Source organism: Alkalilacustris brevis, assembly GCF_003350345.1.
GTDB lineage: Bacteria > Pseudomonadota > Alphaproteobacteria > Rhodobacterales > Rhodobacteraceae > Alkalilacustris > Alkalilacustris brevis.
In genome coordinates, this window is the sequence record NZ_QNVJ01000096.1 from 1 (window position 1) to 17,024 (window position 17,024).

Here is a 17,024-nt window from a genome sequence, read left to right on the forward strand (position 1 = left end):
CCCCGGCGGGGCGGCGTAAGCCCCCGGAATGGCAGGCGCTGCCCGGCGTTGCCGCCGGGCGGGCCGCTCGGCAAGGTGCCTTGTCATGCAGAAGCCTTTGATCTCCTTTCGACGTGCTCAGATTCCAAATGCGATAGCCCTGCCAGGTCAAGACCGCCGAATCGCGTTTTGCGCCGGTTTGTGATACCCTCTCGCGCCATCGTGACCGAACCCGCCAGGGGGAGAGGAAGAGATGGCGCAACACCCCGCCCCGGATATCGCCACGCTGACCGAGGCCGCCCGCGCCCTGTGGTCAAGCGGGGATTTCAACCAGATCGCCCGGCAGACCATGATGGTGGCCGAGGACTTGTGCCGCGTGGCTGACCCGAGGCCGCGCGAGCGGATGCTCGATATCGCCTGCGGAAGCGGCAATGTCGCGCTGATCGCTGCGCGACGCTTTTGCGATGTGGCCGGGATCGACCTGGCCGACAACCTGATCGAACGCGCGCGGCTGCGCGCCGTGGCCGAGGGGCTCGAGGCCGAGTTCCGCCAGGGCGACGCGCAGGCGCTGCCCTGGGCGGATGGCAGCTTCGATGTCGTCACCTCGGCCTTCGGCATCATGTTCGCCCCCGATCAGCACCGGGCCGCCAGCGAGGCGCTGCGTGTGTGCCGCCGCGGCGGCCGGCTGGTGCTGGCCAACTGGATGCCCGAGGGGTTCGGGCAGGACTTCTTCGGAGTCCATGCACGCCACGCCCCACCGCCCGAGGGGATGCCCTCGCCGCTGAACTGGGGCACGGAAGTAGGGCTTCGCGATCTGTTGGGGGGTGGTATCTCCGACCTGCGGCTGGAGCGCCGGTCGAGCAACGCCTATTATCGCTCGCTCGGCCATGCGGTCGAGGTGTTCACCAGCTATTTCGGGCCGACCATCCGCGCGCTGTCGGTTGTCGGGCCGGAGGGCGAGGCCGCGCTGCGCGAAGATCTGGCCGGCGCGATCGAACGCTGCAACATCGCCCGCGATGGCACCGTGGCGATGGAAACCGATTACCTGCTCGCGGTGGCCACCCGCGCCTGAAACCGGCCCACCCCGCCCGACCCGGAGACTGTGCTTTACCGCGATGCCCGCGCGGGCTACATCCAGCCTGGGCAGCGGCGGCTTCTGCCCGTGTGCAAGGACAGGATAGGGGTGCCGGATGGGGTCGGAGACGCTGGAGTTCAGAGAGGCGCGGGAGGGCGATTTGCCCGCGATTCTGGCGATGCTGCGCGACGACCGCCTGGGCGCGACGCGCGAGGGGGCGCCCGATGCGGCCTATCGGGCGGCCTTCGCGCGCCTGCTGGCCGAGCCTGACAACCATGTGATCCTGGGCGAGATGGGCGGCGCGCCGGTGGCGACCTATCAGATCACCTTCATCACCGGGCTCACGCTGGGTGCTGCGCGGCGCGCGCAGATCGAGAGCGTGCGCGTGGCCTCGAACATGCGCGGCCACGGGATCGGCGCGCGGATGATCGACGATGCCGCCGCCCGCGCCCGCGCCGCCGGATGCAGCCTGATGCAGCTGACCACCAATGCAAGCCGCGCCGATGCCCGCGCCTTTTACGAGCGCCTCGGCTTTACCCCGAGCCATATCGGCTTTAAACGCGAGTTGAGCGCAGCGGAGTGAGCGACATGCCCGAGGATCTGATCAACAGTTTCATGTCCGGCCCGGACGAACGGGGCCGTTTCGGCAAGTTCGGCGGCCGTTTCGTCAGCGAGACGCTGATGCCGCTGATCCTGGAATTGCAGGCCGAGTATGAGCGCGCCAAGGATGACGCCAGCTTCTGGGCCGAGATGGACGACCTCTGGACGCATTACGTCGGCCGGCCCTCGCCGCTCTATCATGCCGCGCGGCTGACCGAGCATCTGGGCGGGGCGAAGGTCTACATGAAGCGCGACGAGCTGAACCATACCGGCGCGCACAAGATCAACAACGTGCTGGGGCAGATCCTGCTGGCGCGGCGGATGGGCAAGACCCGCATCATCGCCGAAACCGGCGCGGGCCAGCACGGCGTGGCCACCGCCACGGTCTGCGCCAAGTTCGGGCTGAAATGCGTGGTCTACATGGGTGCGCATGACGTGGAGCGGCAATCGCCCAATGTCTTTCGCATGAAGCTGCTGGGCGCCGAGGTGGTGCCGGTGACCAGCGGGCGCGGCACGCTCAAGGATGCGATGAACGACGCGCTGCGCGACTGGGTGACGAATGTGCACGACACCTTCTACTGCATCGGCACGGTGGCGGGGCCGCACCCATACCCGGCGATGGTGCGCGATTTCCAGGCGATCATCGGCCATGAAACCCGGCGCCAGATGATGGAGGCCGAAGGCCGCCTGCCGGATTCTCTGGTGGCCGCGATCGGTGGCGGCTCGAACGCCATGGGGCTGTTTTTTCCGTTCCTCGATGACCGCTCGGTGCGCATCATCGGGGTCGAGGCCGGCGGGAAAGGCGTGAACGCGAAGATGGAGCATTGCGCCAGCCTGACCGGCGGGCGCCCCGGCGTTCTGCATGGCAACCGCACCTATCTGTTGCAGGACGAGGATGGCCAGATCCTCGAGGGGCATTCGATCAGCGCGGGGCTGGATTACCCCGGCATCGGACCCGAACATGCCTGGCTGCACGAAACGGGGCGTGCCGAATATGTCGCCATCACCGATGCCGAGGCGCTGGAGGCGTTCAAGCTGTGCTGCGCGCTCGAAGGGATCATCCCCGCGCTGGAGCCCAGCCACGCGCTGGCGCATGTGATCAAGATCGCGCCCGATCTGCCCCGCGATCACCTGCTGGTGATGAACATGTGCGGCCGCGGCGACAAGGACATCTTCACCGTCGCCCGCGCGCTGGGCGTGGAGATGTAAGCCTGCTGCGCGCGCGCGGTGCGCGTGGCCGGGCGGCGCGTGCGCCTCAGTCCTCGGCCGCGTATTTCCTGAGCAGCCCGAGCGGGACAGCCTCGGTCGCACGCAGATGGGTGGCAGGCAGGTGGACCCGCGGCGCCACACCCTCGTAATGCGCCTGCAGGAAGCGCGCGGCACACAGGCACCAGCGGTCGCCGGCCCTGAGGCCGGGAAAGCCGAATTCGGGGCGCGGGGTGGTCAGGTCGTTGCCCAGATACTTGGAATAGGCGAGGAACTCGTCGGTCATCACCGCGCAGACGGTATGGCTGCCCTGATCCTCGTCGCAGGTGTCGCAGGCGCCGTTGCGGAAAAAGCCGGTCACCGGCGCGGTGGAGCAGGGGGCAAGCGCACCGCCCAGCACATTCACCGATGGGGCCATCCGGGAGGGCATGGGTCGGGGTCTCCTGTTTTCACGGCGCGATAGTTGCAATTTCGGGAAAAGCTGACAAGGCCTTCGCTGCAAGGCTCCGGCAGAACGGGGCTTGCCGGGCCGCTTTGGAGCTTGCCTGAAGCCTGGGCGCCGGGAACAGCCGCCCGCGCGCCCTCTGGCCGGCGGGGGCCTGCGGCGCGGATATTTTCTTCACAGTGAAGAGACGGCGCGCGCCCTTGCCCTTCACTGTGAGAAAAATATCCCCGCCGGAGGCTTCGGTGCGGCTGTGGCCGCACCGAAAATCCCGGCTGTCGCGCAAGCGCGGCGTTGACCGTCCCTTGAGGCGGGGGCGGCACGCGCGCCGGGCCTCTCTCAGATCATCTTGCGCAGGTAGGTCCAGGTCGGCACCGCGGCGCCGCGTGCGACCGACCAGGCCTCGGCATCGCCCAGGTATTCGAAACCGCAATTGGTCAGCACGCGCGCCGAAACCGGGTTATCCTGGAACACTTCGGCAAACAGCGTGCGCGCCTTGTGGGGGTTGGCCTCGACCAGCGCGCGCACTGCTTCCGAGGCAAAGCCCGTGTTCCAGAAGGCCGGCGCCACCCAGTAGCCGATCTGCGACTGGTCGCGCTCCAGCCGGGTCAGGCTGATCACGCCCAGCACCTCGGACAGGCTGTGTGCGGAGCCGTCGAGCACCCATACATCCTCGTTCGAGCGCCCTGATTCGGCGCGCTGGATGAACGCCTCGGTCGCGCCGGGCGGCAGTGGGTGCGGGATCGAGCGCGTGGCTTCGGCCACCCGCCGGTCGCCGGTGTGGAGTGCGAGCAGCCCCGCATCCGAGCGCCGCAAGGGGCGCAGGGTGAACCGCTCTGCCTCGATCACCGGCAGTGGTGCAACGATCGTTTCATGTTTCATACCTTGCCTCCTCCGGCCTTGCGCGCCGTCTGGCGGCGCGTCTTCGGTCTGGTAATTACTCATCGGCCACGCTCCTCCTTCGTGGCGGCTGCCCGGGGGCAGCCCGAAATGAAACAGGGGGCCGGGCTTTTCGCCGACCCCCCGATACAATGCTTGTGTAAAGGTTCGGCTACTCCGCGGCCTCCGATACCGGCAGGACCGAAATGAAGGTGCGGCCCTTGAGGCCCTTGCGGAAGGTTACATGACCTTCGGTCACGGCAAAGATCGTGTGGTCACGGCCCATGCCCACGCCTTCGCCCGGCCACCACTTGGTGCCGCGCTGGCGCGCGATGATGTTGCCCGGCGCCGCCTTCTGGCCACCGAACAGCTTGATTCCGAGGCGGCGACCGGCTGAGTCGCGGCCGTTGCGGGAGGAACCGCCTGCCTTCTTGTGTGCCATTGCGCCTTACTCCTTCTCAGCAGCCAGTGTCGCGGCCTGCGCGACCCAGCCGTCACGTTCCATGCGCCCCTTGAGCGAGAGCTTCTCGTCCATATAGGCGCTTTCCTCTGCCGTCCAGGCGGCGATCTGGTCGTAATGGAACACGCCGCTTTCGTTCATCAGCGTTTCCATCTTGGGGCCCAGGCCGGTGATCTTCTTCAGATCGTCGGCCTTGCCGTCGCGGGCGGCCTCGAGCAGGTTGCCGGGCTTGCTGCCAGCCGTCTCGGCGGGGGCCTCGGCTTTCTTCGGCGCGGCCTTTTTGGCAGCGGGTTTTTTCGCCGGGGCTGCAGCGGCCAGCGCCGCGCCCGAAACCGAGCCTGCGCCCACAGCCGCCTTGACGCCCGACTTGTCGGCGCCCGAGGCAAGAATCTCGGTCACCCGCAGCACGGTGAGCTGCTGGCGATGCCCGCGCGTGCGCTGCGAGCCGTGCTTGCGGCGCCGCTTGACGAAATGGATGACCTTTTCGCCCTTGGTCTGTTCCAGCACCTCGGCCTGAACACCCGCGCCGTCGATCAGGGGCGTGCCCACGGCGGGGCTGTCGCCGCCCAGCATCAGCACCTCGTTGAACTGCACCGTCTCGCCGGAATCGGCTGCCAGCTTTTCCACGCGCAGCACGTCGCCGGGCTGCACACGGTATTGCTTGCCACCGGTCTTGAGGACCGCAAACATCGCTTCATTCCTTGTTCATCCGCGCCCTTCGGCCCCTGAAAACTGGTTTCAGGCGTTTCCTTGCCTTCAGACAGCGCGCCCCGTCGCGGGACGTCATCACACCATACCCTTGCGGGCAAAAACTCAGACAGCGCGGCTGGGAGGCCACGCTGCGTGGGGCTATATCTGCCGGATCGGCGCAAAAGTCAACCGCCTCTGCCGGGCGGCGCGCCGGGCCGGTTATTGCGCGCTCAAGGGGGTTACAGGCCCAGTTTCCACAACGTGGCCAGCGCGAGCAGCGCCAGCACATGCAGCCCGTCGATCCAGCGCGCCGCGCTGCCGCGCGCGAGCCCCGAGATTGCCAGCGGGATCGACATGGGCAGCGCGAAGGCCAGCCAGCCGTACTGGAAGCTCGCATTGTCGAGCATAGCCATGTAGCGCGCGCCCACACCGCCCGGCGATGTGCCGCCGAAGATGAACACAAGCGGCAGAAGCGCAAAGACCAGCGCCAGCACCGCCCAGAACCGCGCATGCGCCCGCGATATCCAGGCCCGCCACATCGCCAGCCCCGCCACCAGCGAGGGGAAGGCCGTGGCCAGCAGGATCATGTGCAGCGTCAGCCCGGTATTGCCGATATCGCTCATGGTCTAGCGCACCGATTCGATGGGGCCGTCGGCGCGACCGTGGATGAACTGGTCGAGATATGGATCGCCCGAGGTTTCGATCCGGTCAACAGGGCCGTGCCAGCGGATCACGCCGCCATGCAGCATGGCCACCTTGTGGGCGATCTCGCGGACCGAGCGCATGTCATGGGTGATGGTGATGGCGGTGGCGCCCATTTCGTCGACGATCTCGCGGATCAGCGCGTTGATGACGCCTGACATGATCGGGTCCAGCCCGGCCGTGGGTTCGTCGAAGAAGATGATCTCGGGGTCGTCGGCGATGGCGCGGGCAAGGCCCACGCGCTTTTGCATGCCCCCCGACAATTCGGCGGGCATCAGGTCGGCGACCTCGGGCTTCAGGCCCACGCGGCGCAGTTTCCCGATGGCAGTGTCGCGGGCCGCGTCGCGCGGGCGCTTGCCCCGGCCCTGCAACAGCCGAAAGGCCACATTCTGCCAGACCGGCAGGCTGTCGAACAGCGCGCCGCCCTGAAACAGCATTCCGAACCGTGCCAGAAAGGCGGTGCGTTCGGCGGTCAGCGCATCATGGCCATCGACGGTGATGCGCCCGGCATCGGGCGCAACCAGGCCGAGGATGCATTTTATCAGCACCGACTTGCCGGTGCCCGAGCCGCCGATCACCACCAGGCTTTCGCCGCGCGCAACCTCGATGTCGATGCCCTTGAGCACCTGGTTGCGGCCGAAGGCCTTGTGGACATTCTGAAGCTCGATCATGGGCGTCTTTCCCCGTCGCGCAGCGGCGGGATGCGCCCGCCCGTCCGGGCAGGCGTGTCCCGTCGGTTGATCTGATGTGCGATATGCCGACCTGTGCCGCTCATGCGGAAAAGAACAGCTCGGTCAGCAGGTAGTTGGCGGCCAGGATCATCACTGCCGAGGCCACCACCGCCGTCTTGGTCGCGCGACCGACGCCCTGCGCGCCGCGGCCCGATTGCATCCCGCAATAGCAGCCGGTCAGCGCCACGATGAAGCCGAAGGCCGCCCCCTTCACCAGCCCCGAGGCGACATCCCAGAATTCGAGGAAATCGACCGTGTTGCGCAGATAGGCCACTTCGCTGAAGCCCAGCCGGGTGATCCCCACCATGTAGCCGCCGAAGATGCCGATGGCATCGCCCACGCCCACCAGCACCGGCACCGCCAGCGTCGCGGCGGCGACGCGGGGCACGGTGAGGTATTTCATCGGGTCGGTCGAAAGCGTGACCAGGGCGTCAAGCTGCTCGGTCACTTTCATGGTGCCGATCTCGGCGGCGATCGAGGAGGCCACGCGCGCCGCCACCATCAGCCCGGCCATGACCGGCCCCAGTTCGCGCACCATGCCGATGGCGACGATCGAGGGCACCACCGCTTCGGCGTTGAAGCGCACCCCGCCGGCATAGATCTGCAAGGCCAGCGCGCCACCGGTGAAAAGTGCCGTAAGCCCCACCACCGGCAGCGACAGATAGCCGATGGCGTAAAGCTGCGCGCCCAGTTCGCGCAGGTAGAACGGCCCGCGCAGCATGTGCATCAGCGTCAGCAACGCATAGCGGCTGAAATGCCCGATGGCGGCCAGCAGGTGCCGGGTGGCGCGGCCCAGCGCTGCCAACGCGCGCAGGGCTGCGCTGCCCTGCCGCCGCCGCTGCTGCTGCTGCCCTGCCGCGCCCGCGCTCATTGCGTGCCGCCCATGTATTGCCTCGCATAGCGCGCACCCAGCGCGGTGAGGATCTCGTAGCCGATGGTGCCCGCGGCATCGGCCAGCACATCGACCCCCTGCTGCGGCCCCAGCAGATCGAGGGTTTCGGGCACCTCGTCGAGATGGCTGACATCGACGGTGAGCAGGTCCATCGAGACGCGCCCGCGCAGGGGGCAGGGCGTGTCGTCGCTGTAAAGTGCGATGCGGTTGGAAAGCGCGCGCAGGATGCCATCTGCATAGCCGGCAGCCAGGGTGGCGATGCGGGCCGGGGCCTCGGCCGTCCAGGTGCAGCCATAGCCCACGGCCTCTTCCGGCTCCAGCTCGCGGGTCTGGATCACCGGGATCGACAGCCGGGTGACGGGGTTGGCCTGCGCGAAGGGGGCGCCGCCATAAAGCCCGATGCCGGGGCGGGTGAGTTCGAAATGGTACTCCGGCCCCAGCAGCACACCGCCCGTGGCCGCGATCGAGCGGGGGATGCCCAGCCCGTCGGTGACATCGCGAAAGATGGCAAGCTGGCGCGCGTTCATCGGATGGTCGGGCTCGTCGGCGCAGGCGAGGTGGCTTTGCAGCAGGCGCGGCCCGCGCGGCAGCGCCAGTTCGGCCACGGCGGCCCATTCGGCCGGCTCCATCCCCAGCCGGTTCATGCCGCTGTCGAGCTGGATGCCGAAAGGGTGATCCGGCAGCGCCTCGAAATGGCGGGTGAGCTGCTCGACCGAGTTGAGCATGGGCACCAGATCCTTGCCTGCAATCAACCCGGCATCGCCCGGCATGTGGCCCGAATAGACGAAGATTTCAGGCCCCGGCCCGAGAATGTCGCGCAGCATTACGCCTTCCTCGGCGATGGCGGTGAAGAACTTGCGTGCGCCGGCCGCGGCCAGCGTGCGCGCCACCGGCGCGATGCCCAGCCCGTAGCCGTTGGCCTTGACCGTCGCAGCGGTTTCAACGCCCGCTGCGGAAAAGGAATCCAGCGCCGTCCAGTTGCGGGCGAGCGCGTCGAGATCGATGAAAAGCTGTGCCTGTGCCATGCGGTGGGTTCTGCGCAGCCCCTGCCGGTGCGTCAAGCCCGAAATCACGCCGGTGGCTGCATGCCGCCCGCCGAGCGTTGCGGCAAGGCGTTTCGGGCTGCTCTCTGGCTGGCTTATTCGTCTTCCTTCACCAACTGCCGCACGGCGTAATCGGCGGCGTCATCGAAGGGCTTGAGGATCACGCTCGCGCCGCGGTTCAGCAGGTCATCGGCCTCGGCCATCTGCTGCACCGAGAGAAACACCTTGCCCTTGAAATTGGCCGATTTCAGGCCGTGGAGCAGCGCAAGCTGCGGGTCGGCCTCGGTCAGGCTGCCGCGTTCGCGGGGCACCGCCGAGACAACGGCCCTGACGTGGCTGAGATCGATATGGGCGACGAATTCGGGGTCGGTGGCATCGCCAAAGGCCGCGTCCATTCCCATCGACCGCCAATGTGCCAGCGCCTCGGGGTCGAAATCGATGCCCAGCAGGCGATAGCCCTTTTCCCGCAGGCGCTGGCCGATCCGGCAGCCATAGCGGCCCAGCCCGAAGATGACATAGTCGTAATTGCGCGAAAGGTGGGATTGCTCGGTATCGGTCTGTTCGCGATGGGCATTGCGGCGCTCGAACAGGCCCAGCCAGGGTTCGAGCACCTCATAGAGCTTGTGCGACCAGGTGATCATGTAGACCGACAGCGCGATGGTCACGAGGCCCACCAGCGTGACCAGCCCCATGGCCTCGTCGCCGATATGGCCGATGGTGATGCCCATGGCCATGAATATCAACGAGAACTCGGAGATCTGCGCCACCGTCAGGCCGGCCAGGAAGCCGGTGCGCTTGCGGTAGCCCATGAAGCCCATGATCGCCAGCACGATCAGCGGGTTGCCGATCAGCACGAACAAGGACAGCACGATGGCCGGGCCGATCTGGTCACCCATGGTGTCAAGCGACAGCGCCGCGCCCAGATTGATGAAGAAAAAAAGCAGCAGGAAATCGCGCAGCGAGGTCAGGCGCGAGCTGATCGCCTCGCGGTATTGCGTGGAGGCCAGCGAGACCCCGGCCAGCAGCCCGCCCAGCTCCTTGCCGAAGCCCAGCGCGTCGCCTGTCGCGGCCAGGCTTGCCGCCCAGCCCACCGCGAAGATCACCATCAGTTCGGACGAGCGCGACACCAGGTTGAGCAGTGGCTCGGCCACGTAGCGGATGAACAGGATCACGAAACCGACCATCGCCGCGCCGCCCAGGAAGACCAGCGCCACCTCGGCCACCGATCCGGCCTCTTCGCCCAGACCCACGCCCAGCGCCGAAAGCGTGACCATGCAGAGCACCACGAAGATGTCCTGCACAATCAGGAAACCCAGCGCGATCTTGCCATGCAGGGCGCCGATTTCCTGTTTGTCGGACAGGAGCTTGACGATGATGATCGTCGAGGAGAACGTCAGTGCGATCGAGATGTAGACCGAGGTCAGCCAGTCGATCCCCAGCGCCAGGCAGATCAGGAAGCCGAAGAAGGCGGTAAAGGTGACCTGGCCAAGCCCGGTGGCCACCGCGACCTTGCCGAGGTTGCGCACCAGGCTCACGTCCAGCTTGAGCCCGACCAGAAACAGCAGCACCGCGATCGAGATCTGGCTCAGCGTCTCGATGAATTCGGTCGAGGAGACCAGCCCCAGCGCATCCGGCCCGGCCAGCACGCCCACGGCGATGAAGGCCACCACCAGCGGTTGCCTGAGCAACAGCCCGACGAAGCCCACCCCCGCCGCCAGCAGCACCAGAAGCGCGATTTCGTAAAAGACCGAGGCGAAGCTGGTATCCATGGGGGTCGGTTCCGTTGAACAATGATTCGTACAAGGTATAACGGGCGCGGGTGGCGGCGCGAAAGTGGGTGCGGCGCGATTGTTGGCCGCCGGCGGCGCCCCCGGGCCGGTGACGGATGCCTTCGGCGAGGATATTTTCGCCAAGAAGATGGGGCGCGGCGCGAAAAGAGTGCGGTCGAGGTGGTGCGCATGGGGCAGGGCAGGGCGGCAACGGGCGGCGCGGGGCAGGCGCATCGGTTCGCGTGCCGGGTCTATTACGAGGATACCGACCTTGCGGGTATCGTCTATTATGCCAACTACCTGAAATTCATCGAACGCGCCCGCAGCGAATGGGTGCGCACGCTGGGGGTGGACCAGCGGAACATGAAGCAAGATCAGGGGCTTGTCTTTGCCGTGCGCCGGGTGGAGGCTGACTACCTTTCGCCGGCGCGGTTCGACGATCCGCTGGAGGTGACGACACGGCCTGTCGCGGCCGGGCCGGCGCGGCTGGTGCTGGAGCAGGATGTCTGGCGCGGCGAGGCGCGTCTTTTCGCGGCGCGGGTGACGCTGGTGTGCCTCGATGCGGCGGGGCGGCCGCGCCGGTTTCCGGCCCCGCTGGCCGGGCTGATCAGCGAAATGTGACCGGCAATCGGCGAAATCCCGTGCAACTGACGCGGATGTGTTGGCTTTCAGGCTTAAAAACGGGTAGGTTCGGCGCTAATGAGAGCTGCCTTCAAGGCGGCCCCACCCGAAAACGAGCAGGCAGATGGACACAGATACCCTTGCGATAACGCAGGAGATTGATTTCTCGCTGCTCGCGCTTTTTGCGCGGGCCGACATCGTGGTGCAGCTGGTGATGATCATCCTGGTGCTGGCCTCGGTCTGGTCGTGGGGAATCATCATCCAGAAAAGCATCAATTTTCGCCGGGCGCGCGACGAGGCGGCGCGCTTCGACGCGGCCTTCTGGTCGGGCGAGCCGCTTGACGAGCTGTTCGAGCGCCTCGGCCCGGTGCCCGCCACCCCGCCCGAGCGGGTCTTTGCCGCGGGCATGCAGGAATGGCGCCAGAGCCACCGGACCGATGGCGCGCTGATTGCCGGCGCGCAGGCGCGCATCGACCGCTCGATGGATGTGGCGATCGCCCGCGAGGCCGATATGCACAATGGCGGGCTGACCTTTCTGGCGTCAGTGGGCTCGGCCTCGCCCTTCATCGGGCTGTTCGGCACGGTCTGGGGTATCAAGAATGCCTTTGAAGACATCGCGATGGCGCAGAACACCAACCTCGCGGTGGTCGCGCCCGGCATTGCCGAGGCGCTGCTGGCCACCGGGCTGGGGCTGCTGGCGGCGATTCCGGCGGTGATCTTCTACAACAAGCTCTCGAATGACAGCGACCGCATCGTGTCTGGCTACGAGGCGTTCGCGGACGAGTTCTCGACCATCCTGTCACGCCAGCTGGAGGGCTGAGGCGATGGGGGCGCAGCTGATCGAGAAATCCGGTGGCGGCGGGCGGCGTTCGCGCAGGCGGCGATCCAAGCCGATGTCGGAGATCAACGTCACGCCCTTTGTCGATGTCATGCTGGTGCTTCTGATCATCTTCATGGTGGCGGCGCCGATGCTGACAGTGGGCGTGCCGGTGGAGTTGCCGCGCACCGCCGCCGGCGCCCTGCCGGCCGAGCAGGAAGAGCCGCTGACCGTGACGATCACCGCCGAGGGACAGATCCTGATCCAGACCAGCGAGATTGCGCCGGGCGAATTGATCGCGCGGCTGCGGGCGGTTGCGGCCGAGCGTGTGAATGACAAGGTATTCCTGCGTGCCGATGGCGCGATCCCCTATGAGCGGGTCGTGCAGGTGATGGGCGCGCTCAATGCCGGGGGGTTTCGCAATATCGGTCTGGTGACCGAGAGCGGCGGCCCCGGCTTTGACGATCAGGGCGGTTAAGGGCCCCGGAGAATGGACACTGGCACCAAGATATCCGGCCTGGCGCATGCGGGGCTGATCCTGTGGGTGATGCTCGCTGGAGTGTTCAGCAGTGGCGAGAGCGCGCGCCCTGCGATGGTGTCGGATGTCTCGCTGATCTCGGCCGAGGAATTCGCGGCGCTGACGGCGCCCGCGCAGGTGCCGGCGCCTGCAACCGAACCTGAACCCGCGCCAGAGCCGGCGCCGGAACCCGCCCCCGCCCCCGCCCCCGAGCCGGAACCCGAGGCGCCCGAACCCGAGCCGGAGGCCGCGCCCGAACCCGCGCCGCAGCCCCTGCCATTCGCGCCCGATACCCCGCCTGCGCCGGCGGCGCCCGATGCCGCGCTTTCGCCACTGCCGCGCCCGGCAGACCGTGTCGCGCCCGAACCCACGCCGGCGCCGCCCGAAGAGGCCGCGCCCGATGACACCACGCGCGAGGCCATCGCGCCCGAACCCGCCCCGGAGGCGCCCACTGAGGTGGTGGAGGAGCCCGCGCCCGCCACCGCGCCTGAGGCCGCGACCACCCAGATCATCACCGAGGCGACCGAAACCGACGAGCAGGGCGGCGGCGCGCCGCTGACCAGCCCGCGCCCGCAGGTCCGGCCCGAGCGGCCCACGCCCACGCAGACGGCGGCGACCGATCCCGATCCCGAGCCTGCGCCCACGCCCACGCCCTCCCAGCCGCAGCCCGAGCCTGACCGCGACGCCATTGCCGAGGCGCTGGCGGCAGCAGTGAACGTGCCGCAGAACGCGCCGGTCGCGCCCGCCGCGCCGACCGGCGGCACCCTGAGTGCCGGCGAGCGTGACTCGCTGCGCCTTGCGGTGCAGCAGTGCTGGAACGTGGGCGGGCTGTCGACGGATGCCTTGAATGTGACGGTGACCGTGGCCTTTTCCATGAATCGCGATGGCCGGCCCGATGTCTCTTCGCTACGCATGGCCGGGGCCAACGGCGGCACCGGTGGAGCGGTAGAGCGGGCCTATGAAGCCGCCCGGCGTGCGATTCTCCGCTGTGGCGCCGACGGTTTCGACCTGCCACCCGAGAAATATGACGCCTGGCGTGATATAGAGATGGTGTTCAACCCGGAAAGCATGAGGATCAGATGAAAATCAGCCGTCGAGCCGCCCTCGTGATGCCCGCCGCGGCCCTGCTCAGCGCGGGGCTCGCGCCTCTTGCTGTCCGGGCGCAGTCAAACGGGCCCTTGCGTATCGAGATCACCGAAGGGGTGATCGAGCCAGTGCCCTTCGCCTTGCCAGATTTCATCGCCGAGAACGGCCCGGCGCAGGAATATGCCGCGCCGATCGGGCGCGTGGTGGTGTCGAACCTGGTCAACACCGGCCTGTTTCGCGAGATCCCGCGCGAGGCGCATCTGACGCGCGTCACCAGCTTTGACGCCCCCGCGGCCCTGTCCGACTGGCGCGCGGTCAACGCGCAGGCGCTGATTGTCGGGGCTGCCAGCCTTTCGGGCAGCCGCCTGAGCGTCAAGTTTCGGCTGTTCGACGTGTTCTCGGGCCAGCAGATGGGCGAGGGGCTGCAATTCGCCGGCGACACTGCCAACTGGCGGCGCATGGCGCACAAGGTCTCGGACGCGGTCTATTCGCGGATCACCGGCGAAGGCGGCTATTTCGACAGCCGCGTGGTGTTCGTCTCGGAGAGCGGCCCGCGCGACAATCGCGTCAAGCGGCTGGCGATCATGGATCAGGACGGCGCCAACCTTCAGCACCTTACCGACGGGCGCGCGCTGGTGTTCGCGCCGCGCTTTTCGCCCGATGGCGGGCGCGTTCTCTATACCTCGTACGAAACCGGTTTCCCGCGGGTCTACCTGATGGATCTGGCGACGCGCTCGGCGCGCAACCTGGGCGACCAGCCCGGCACGATGACCTTTGCGCCGCGGTTCGCGCCCAACGGGCAGACGGTGATCTACTCGCTTTCGCGCGGCGGCACGACCGACCTTTACAGCCAGAACCTGTCAAGCGGGCAGATCACGCAGCTGACCAACGCGCCCTCGATCGCCACGGCGCCCAGCTATGCGCCCGATGGCAGCCGGATCGTGTTCGAATCCGACCGTTCCGGCACCCAGCAGCTTTACATCATGCCCGCCGGCGGTGGCGAGGCGCGGCGTGTCAGTGCCGGGCAGGGGCGCTATGGCACGCCGGTCTGGTCGCCGCGCGGCGACCTGATCGCCTTCACCAAATCGCATCAGGGGCGGTTCCATATCGGGGTGATGCGCACCGATGGCAGCCAGGAGCGGCTGCTCACGGCCTCGTATCTTGACGAAGGGCCGACCTGGGCGCCAAACGGACGGGTGATCATGTTCACCCGCGAGGTGCCCGGCGGAAACCCTGCCCTCTATTCGGTGGATATCTCGGGCCGCAACCTGCGCCGGGTGCCGACCGAGGCCGCCGCGTCCGACCCGGCCTGGTCGCCGCTGATGCCCTGATGGCGCCCGCGTTCCCAAGAAAGTCGAAGACTGGTATGTTTACCCCATCGAGCAAACAATAACCCGAAACGAAGGACACCCAGCCAATGCCTCGCTTTTTCTCTGCACTGATCCTGACCGCCGTGGTCGGCCTGGCCGCCTGCACCAATGCCGACCGCTTTGGCCCCGGCAGCGGCGACGACGATTTCGGCTACGGCCCTGGCGGCATCCATGCCGCGGCGCTGGGCGACCCGAACGATCCGCGCTCGCCGGCCTATTTTCAGCAAAGCGTGGGGGACCGCGTGTTCTTCACCACCGATTCCAGCTCGCTCAACACGGCGGCGCAGCGCACGCTGGATGCGCAGGCGCGCTGGCTGAACGACAACCGCGACCGGCGCATCGTGATCGAGGGCCATGCCGACGAACGCGGCACCCGCGAATACAACGTGGCACTGGGCGCCCGCCGCGCCAATGCGGTGCAGGAATACCTGCATTCGCAAGGTGTTGCGCTGAACCGGATGCGCACCGTCAGCTATGGCAAGGAGCGCCCCGTGGAGGCCTGCCCCGAGCAGCGCTGCTGGGATCTCAACCGCCGCGCCGTGACCGTGATCACCGCGGCCGCCGGGGCGTGACATGATGGCCCCTTGGCGCATGAGCCCCGGCGGGCGGTTGCCGGTTGCGCGCCCGGCGGTTCGGGCGCGGCTGGGGACGGCGGCGTTGGCGCTTGCCTGTGTGCTGGGGCTGGCGCTGCTGGCCCCCGCCACCCCGGCGGCGGCCCAGCAGGCCGACCGCGAGACCCTGGCCGACATCCGCCAGGAGCTTTCCCATCTCCAGAACGAGATCCGCCAGTTGCGCGCGGAACTGGAGCCTGGGCAGGGCGGCGGTGGCAGCATCGGCGGCGGCAGCGTGCTTGAGCGGGTGGATGCCGTCGAGGCCGAACTGCGCCGCCTGACCGGCTGGGCCGAGGCCATGGAAATCCGCATCCAGCGGATCGTGACCGATGGCGCCAACCGCATCGGCGATCTGGAATTCCGTATCGTCGAGCTGGAGGGCGGCGATTTCAGCACGCTGGGTTCGCCCGAGCCGCTGGGCGGCACGGCGCCCGAACTGGGGATAGGCCCGGCGCTGCCCGATCCTGGCGCAGGTGGCGAAGGTGCGCTGCTGGCGATGGGCGAGCGCGAGGATTTCGATCGTGCGCGCGATGCACTCGATTCGGGCGATTACGAGACCGCGGCCGAGTTGTTCGCCCGTTTCGCCGAGACCTATCCGGGCGGCCCGCTCAATGCCGAGGCGCATTTCCTGCGCGGCCATGCCCTTGCCGGGCTGGAGCAGCAGACCCGCGCGGCGCGCGCCTGGCTCGATGCCTTCAATGCCGCCCCCGACGGAGACCGGGCGCCCGAGGCGCTGCTCATGCTGGGGCAGACGCTGGGCGCGCTGGGCCAGCTCGAGGAAGGCTGCCTGATGCTCGACGAGGTGGCGCGGCGCTTTCCCGACTCGGAGATGGTGCCGCAGGCCGGCGCAGCGCGGCGCGATCTGGGCTGTTCGTGACCGGCAGCGATAACCTGCCTGAATCGCTCGCGCCGGGCGCGCGGCTGGCGCGGATACTCGATACGCATTGGCCGGCGCTTGCCGGGCCGGGCGATGATGCGCCGGGTCTGGGCGTTGCCGTCTCGGGCGGGGGCGATTCCGTGGCGTTGTTGCTGCTGGTGGCGGACTGGGCGGCAGCGCGCGGGGTGCGGCTGCGGGCGGTGACGGTGGATCACGGGCTGCGCGAAGGGGCCGCGCAGGAGGCCGAGGCGGTCGCCCGGCTGTGCGCGGAGCTGGGCATCGGCCATGACATCCTGCGCTGGCAGGGATGGGATGGGCAGGGCAACCTGCAGGATGCCGCCCGCCGGGCGCGGCAGGGCCTGATCGCCGGCTGGGCGCGCGATCACGGCCTCGCGGCGGTTGCGCTGGGCCATACGCGGGACGACCAGGCCGAAACCGTGCTGATGCGGCTGGCACGCGGGGCCGGGGTGGACGGGCTGTCGGGGATGGCCCCGCTGCGGCTTGCCGTCGGCCTTGCCTGGCTGCGCCCGCTGCTGGATGTGGGGCGCGCCGAGCTGCGCGCGCTCCTGCGGGCCCGCGGTGTGCCCTGGGCCGAAGACCCGAGCAACGAGGATGCGCGCTTTCAGCGGGTGCGCGCGCGCCGGGCGCTGGAGGCGC

At 68.1% G+C, this 17,024-nt stretch carries 20 protein-coding genes; 11 read left to right on the forward strand and 9 right to left on the reverse strand.

All coding sequences use genetic code 11. From position 1 onward, the window contains the following. Window positions 1–232 precede the first annotated feature (232 nt). The 3 genes from DQ229_RS14855 to trpB all read left to right on the forward strand — a co-directional run bounded on the left by DQ229_RS14855 (window position 233) and on the right by trpB (window position 2,863). Window positions 233–1,051 carry a class I SAM-dependent methyltransferase gene (locus DQ229_RS14855; RefSeq protein ID WP_114967050.1) on the forward strand — a complete coding sequence of 273 codons (819 nt, stop codon included), beginning with the start codon at window positions 233–235 and terminating at the stop codon, window positions 1,049–1,051. A gap of 118 nt (window positions 1,052–1,169) precedes the next feature. Then, window positions 1,170–1,637: a GNAT family N-acetyltransferase gene (locus DQ229_RS14860; RefSeq protein ID WP_114967051.1), complete on the forward strand. Its 468-nt coding sequence runs from the start codon at window positions 1,170–1,172 to the stop codon at window positions 1,635–1,637. A 5-nt stretch (window positions 1,638–1,642) separates the two neighbouring features. After that, window positions 1,643–2,863, forward strand: a complete 1,221-nt coding sequence (gene trpB, locus DQ229_RS14865) for a tryptophan synthase subunit beta (RefSeq protein WP_114967052.1) — start codon at window positions 1,643–1,645, stop codon at window positions 2,861–2,863. A 46-nt stretch (window positions 2,864–2,909) separates the two neighbouring features. Here trpB and DQ229_RS14870 read toward each other — a convergent pair whose 3' ends face one another. From DQ229_RS14870 to DQ229_RS14910, 9 genes are all read right to left on the reverse strand, one after another. Then, the gene (locus DQ229_RS14870; protein WP_238381126.1) at window positions 2,910–3,290 is read right to left on the reverse strand and encodes a DUF2237 family protein; all 381 of its coding nucleotides are present in this window, start codon (window positions 3,288–3,290) and stop codon (window positions 2,910–2,912) included. 351 nt (window positions 3,291–3,641) lie between these two features. Continuing rightward, window positions 3,642–4,184, reverse strand: coding sequence for a GNAT family N-acetyltransferase (locus DQ229_RS14875; RefSeq protein WP_114967053.1), 543 nt, complete (start codon window positions 4,182–4,184; stop codon window positions 3,642–3,644). 169 nt (window positions 4,185–4,353) lie between these two features. Further along, window positions 4,354–4,623 carry a 50S ribosomal protein L27 gene (rpmA, locus tag DQ229_RS14880; RefSeq protein WP_114967054.1) on the reverse strand — a complete coding sequence of 90 codons (270 nt, stop codon included), beginning with the start codon at window positions 4,621–4,623 and terminating at the stop codon, window positions 4,354–4,356. Between the two features lie 6 nt (window positions 4,624–4,629). Beyond that, a complete protein-coding gene (locus DQ229_RS14885; protein WP_114967055.1) occupies window positions 4,630–5,331 on the reverse strand; it encodes a 50S ribosomal protein L21 in 702 nt (233 codons plus the stop codon). Between the two features lie 239 nt (window positions 5,332–5,570). Beyond that, on the reverse strand, window positions 5,571–5,954 hold the full coding sequence (locus DQ229_RS14890) for a hypothetical protein (protein ID WP_114967056.1): 384 nt from the start codon (window positions 5,952–5,954) through the stop codon (window positions 5,571–5,573). Between the two features lie 3 nt (window positions 5,955–5,957). Further along, entirely contained in the window at window positions 5,958–6,704 is a 747-nt protein-coding gene (locus tag DQ229_RS14895; protein WP_114967057.1) for an ABC transporter ATP-binding protein, read from the reverse strand. A gap of 100 nt (window positions 6,705–6,804) precedes the next feature. After that, the gene (locus DQ229_RS14900) at window positions 6,805–7,635 is read right to left on the reverse strand and encodes an MlaE family ABC transporter permease (protein WP_114967058.1); all 831 of its coding nucleotides are present in this window, start codon (window positions 7,633–7,635) and stop codon (window positions 6,805–6,807) included. Then, window positions 7,632–8,681 carry an alanine racemase gene (alr, locus tag DQ229_RS14905; RefSeq protein WP_114967059.1) on the reverse strand — a complete coding sequence of 350 codons (1,050 nt, stop codon included), beginning with the start codon at window positions 8,679–8,681 and terminating at the stop codon, window positions 7,632–7,634. Before alr ends, DQ229_RS14900 begins: the two co-directional genes overlap by 4 nt. A gap of 113 nt (window positions 8,682–8,794) precedes the next feature. Next, entirely contained in the window at window positions 8,795–10,468 is a 1,674-nt protein-coding gene (locus tag DQ229_RS14910; protein WP_114967060.1) for a cation:proton antiporter, read from the reverse strand. A 189-nt stretch (window positions 10,469–10,657) separates the two neighbouring features. Here DQ229_RS14910 and ybgC point away from each other — a divergent pair, with 189 nt between their 5' ends. The 8 genes from ybgC to tilS form a co-directional block, all read left to right on the forward strand. Then, window positions 10,658–11,089: a tol-pal system-associated acyl-CoA thioesterase gene (gene ybgC, locus DQ229_RS14915; RefSeq protein WP_114967061.1), complete on the forward strand. Its 432-nt coding sequence runs from the start codon at window positions 10,658–10,660 to the stop codon at window positions 11,087–11,089. A 124-nt stretch (window positions 11,090–11,213) separates the two neighbouring features. Further along, window positions 11,214–11,909 carry a protein TolQ gene (gene tolQ / locus DQ229_RS14920; RefSeq protein ID WP_114967062.1) on the forward strand — a complete coding sequence of 232 codons (696 nt, stop codon included), beginning with the start codon at window positions 11,214–11,216 and terminating at the stop codon, window positions 11,907–11,909. A 4-nt stretch (window positions 11,910–11,913) separates the two neighbouring features. Beyond that, complete coding sequence (tolR, locus tag DQ229_RS14925) at window positions 11,914–12,384, forward strand: protein TolR (protein ID WP_114967063.1); 471 nt, start codon at window positions 11,914–11,916, stop codon at window positions 12,382–12,384. A gap of 12 nt (window positions 12,385–12,396) precedes the next feature. After that, entirely contained in the window at window positions 12,397–13,506 is a 1,110-nt protein-coding gene (locus DQ229_RS14930; RefSeq protein WP_114967064.1) for a hypothetical protein, read from the forward strand. Continuing rightward, window positions 13,503–14,840, forward strand: coding sequence for a Tol-Pal system beta propeller repeat protein TolB (tolB, locus tag DQ229_RS14935; protein WP_238381128.1), 1,338 nt, complete (start codon window positions 13,503–13,505; stop codon window positions 14,838–14,840). The genes DQ229_RS14930 and tolB overlap by 4 nt, the downstream gene beginning before the upstream one ends. A gap of 86 nt (window positions 14,841–14,926) precedes the next feature. Beyond that, on the forward strand, window positions 14,927–15,451 hold the full coding sequence (gene pal / locus DQ229_RS14940; RefSeq protein WP_114967066.1) for a peptidoglycan-associated lipoprotein Pal: 525 nt from the start codon (window positions 14,927–14,929) through the stop codon (window positions 15,449–15,451). A 1-nt stretch (window position 15,452) separates the two neighbouring features. After that, a complete protein-coding gene (gene ybgF, locus DQ229_RS14945) occupies window positions 15,453–16,367 on the forward strand; it encodes a tol-pal system protein YbgF (protein ID WP_238381131.1) in 915 nt (304 codons plus the stop codon). 53 nt (window positions 16,368–16,420) lie between these two features. Continuing rightward, the coding region (gene tilS / locus DQ229_RS14950) for a tRNA lysidine(34) synthetase TilS (protein WP_114967069.1) at window positions 16,421–17,024 on the forward strand (604 nt) is incomplete at its 3' end.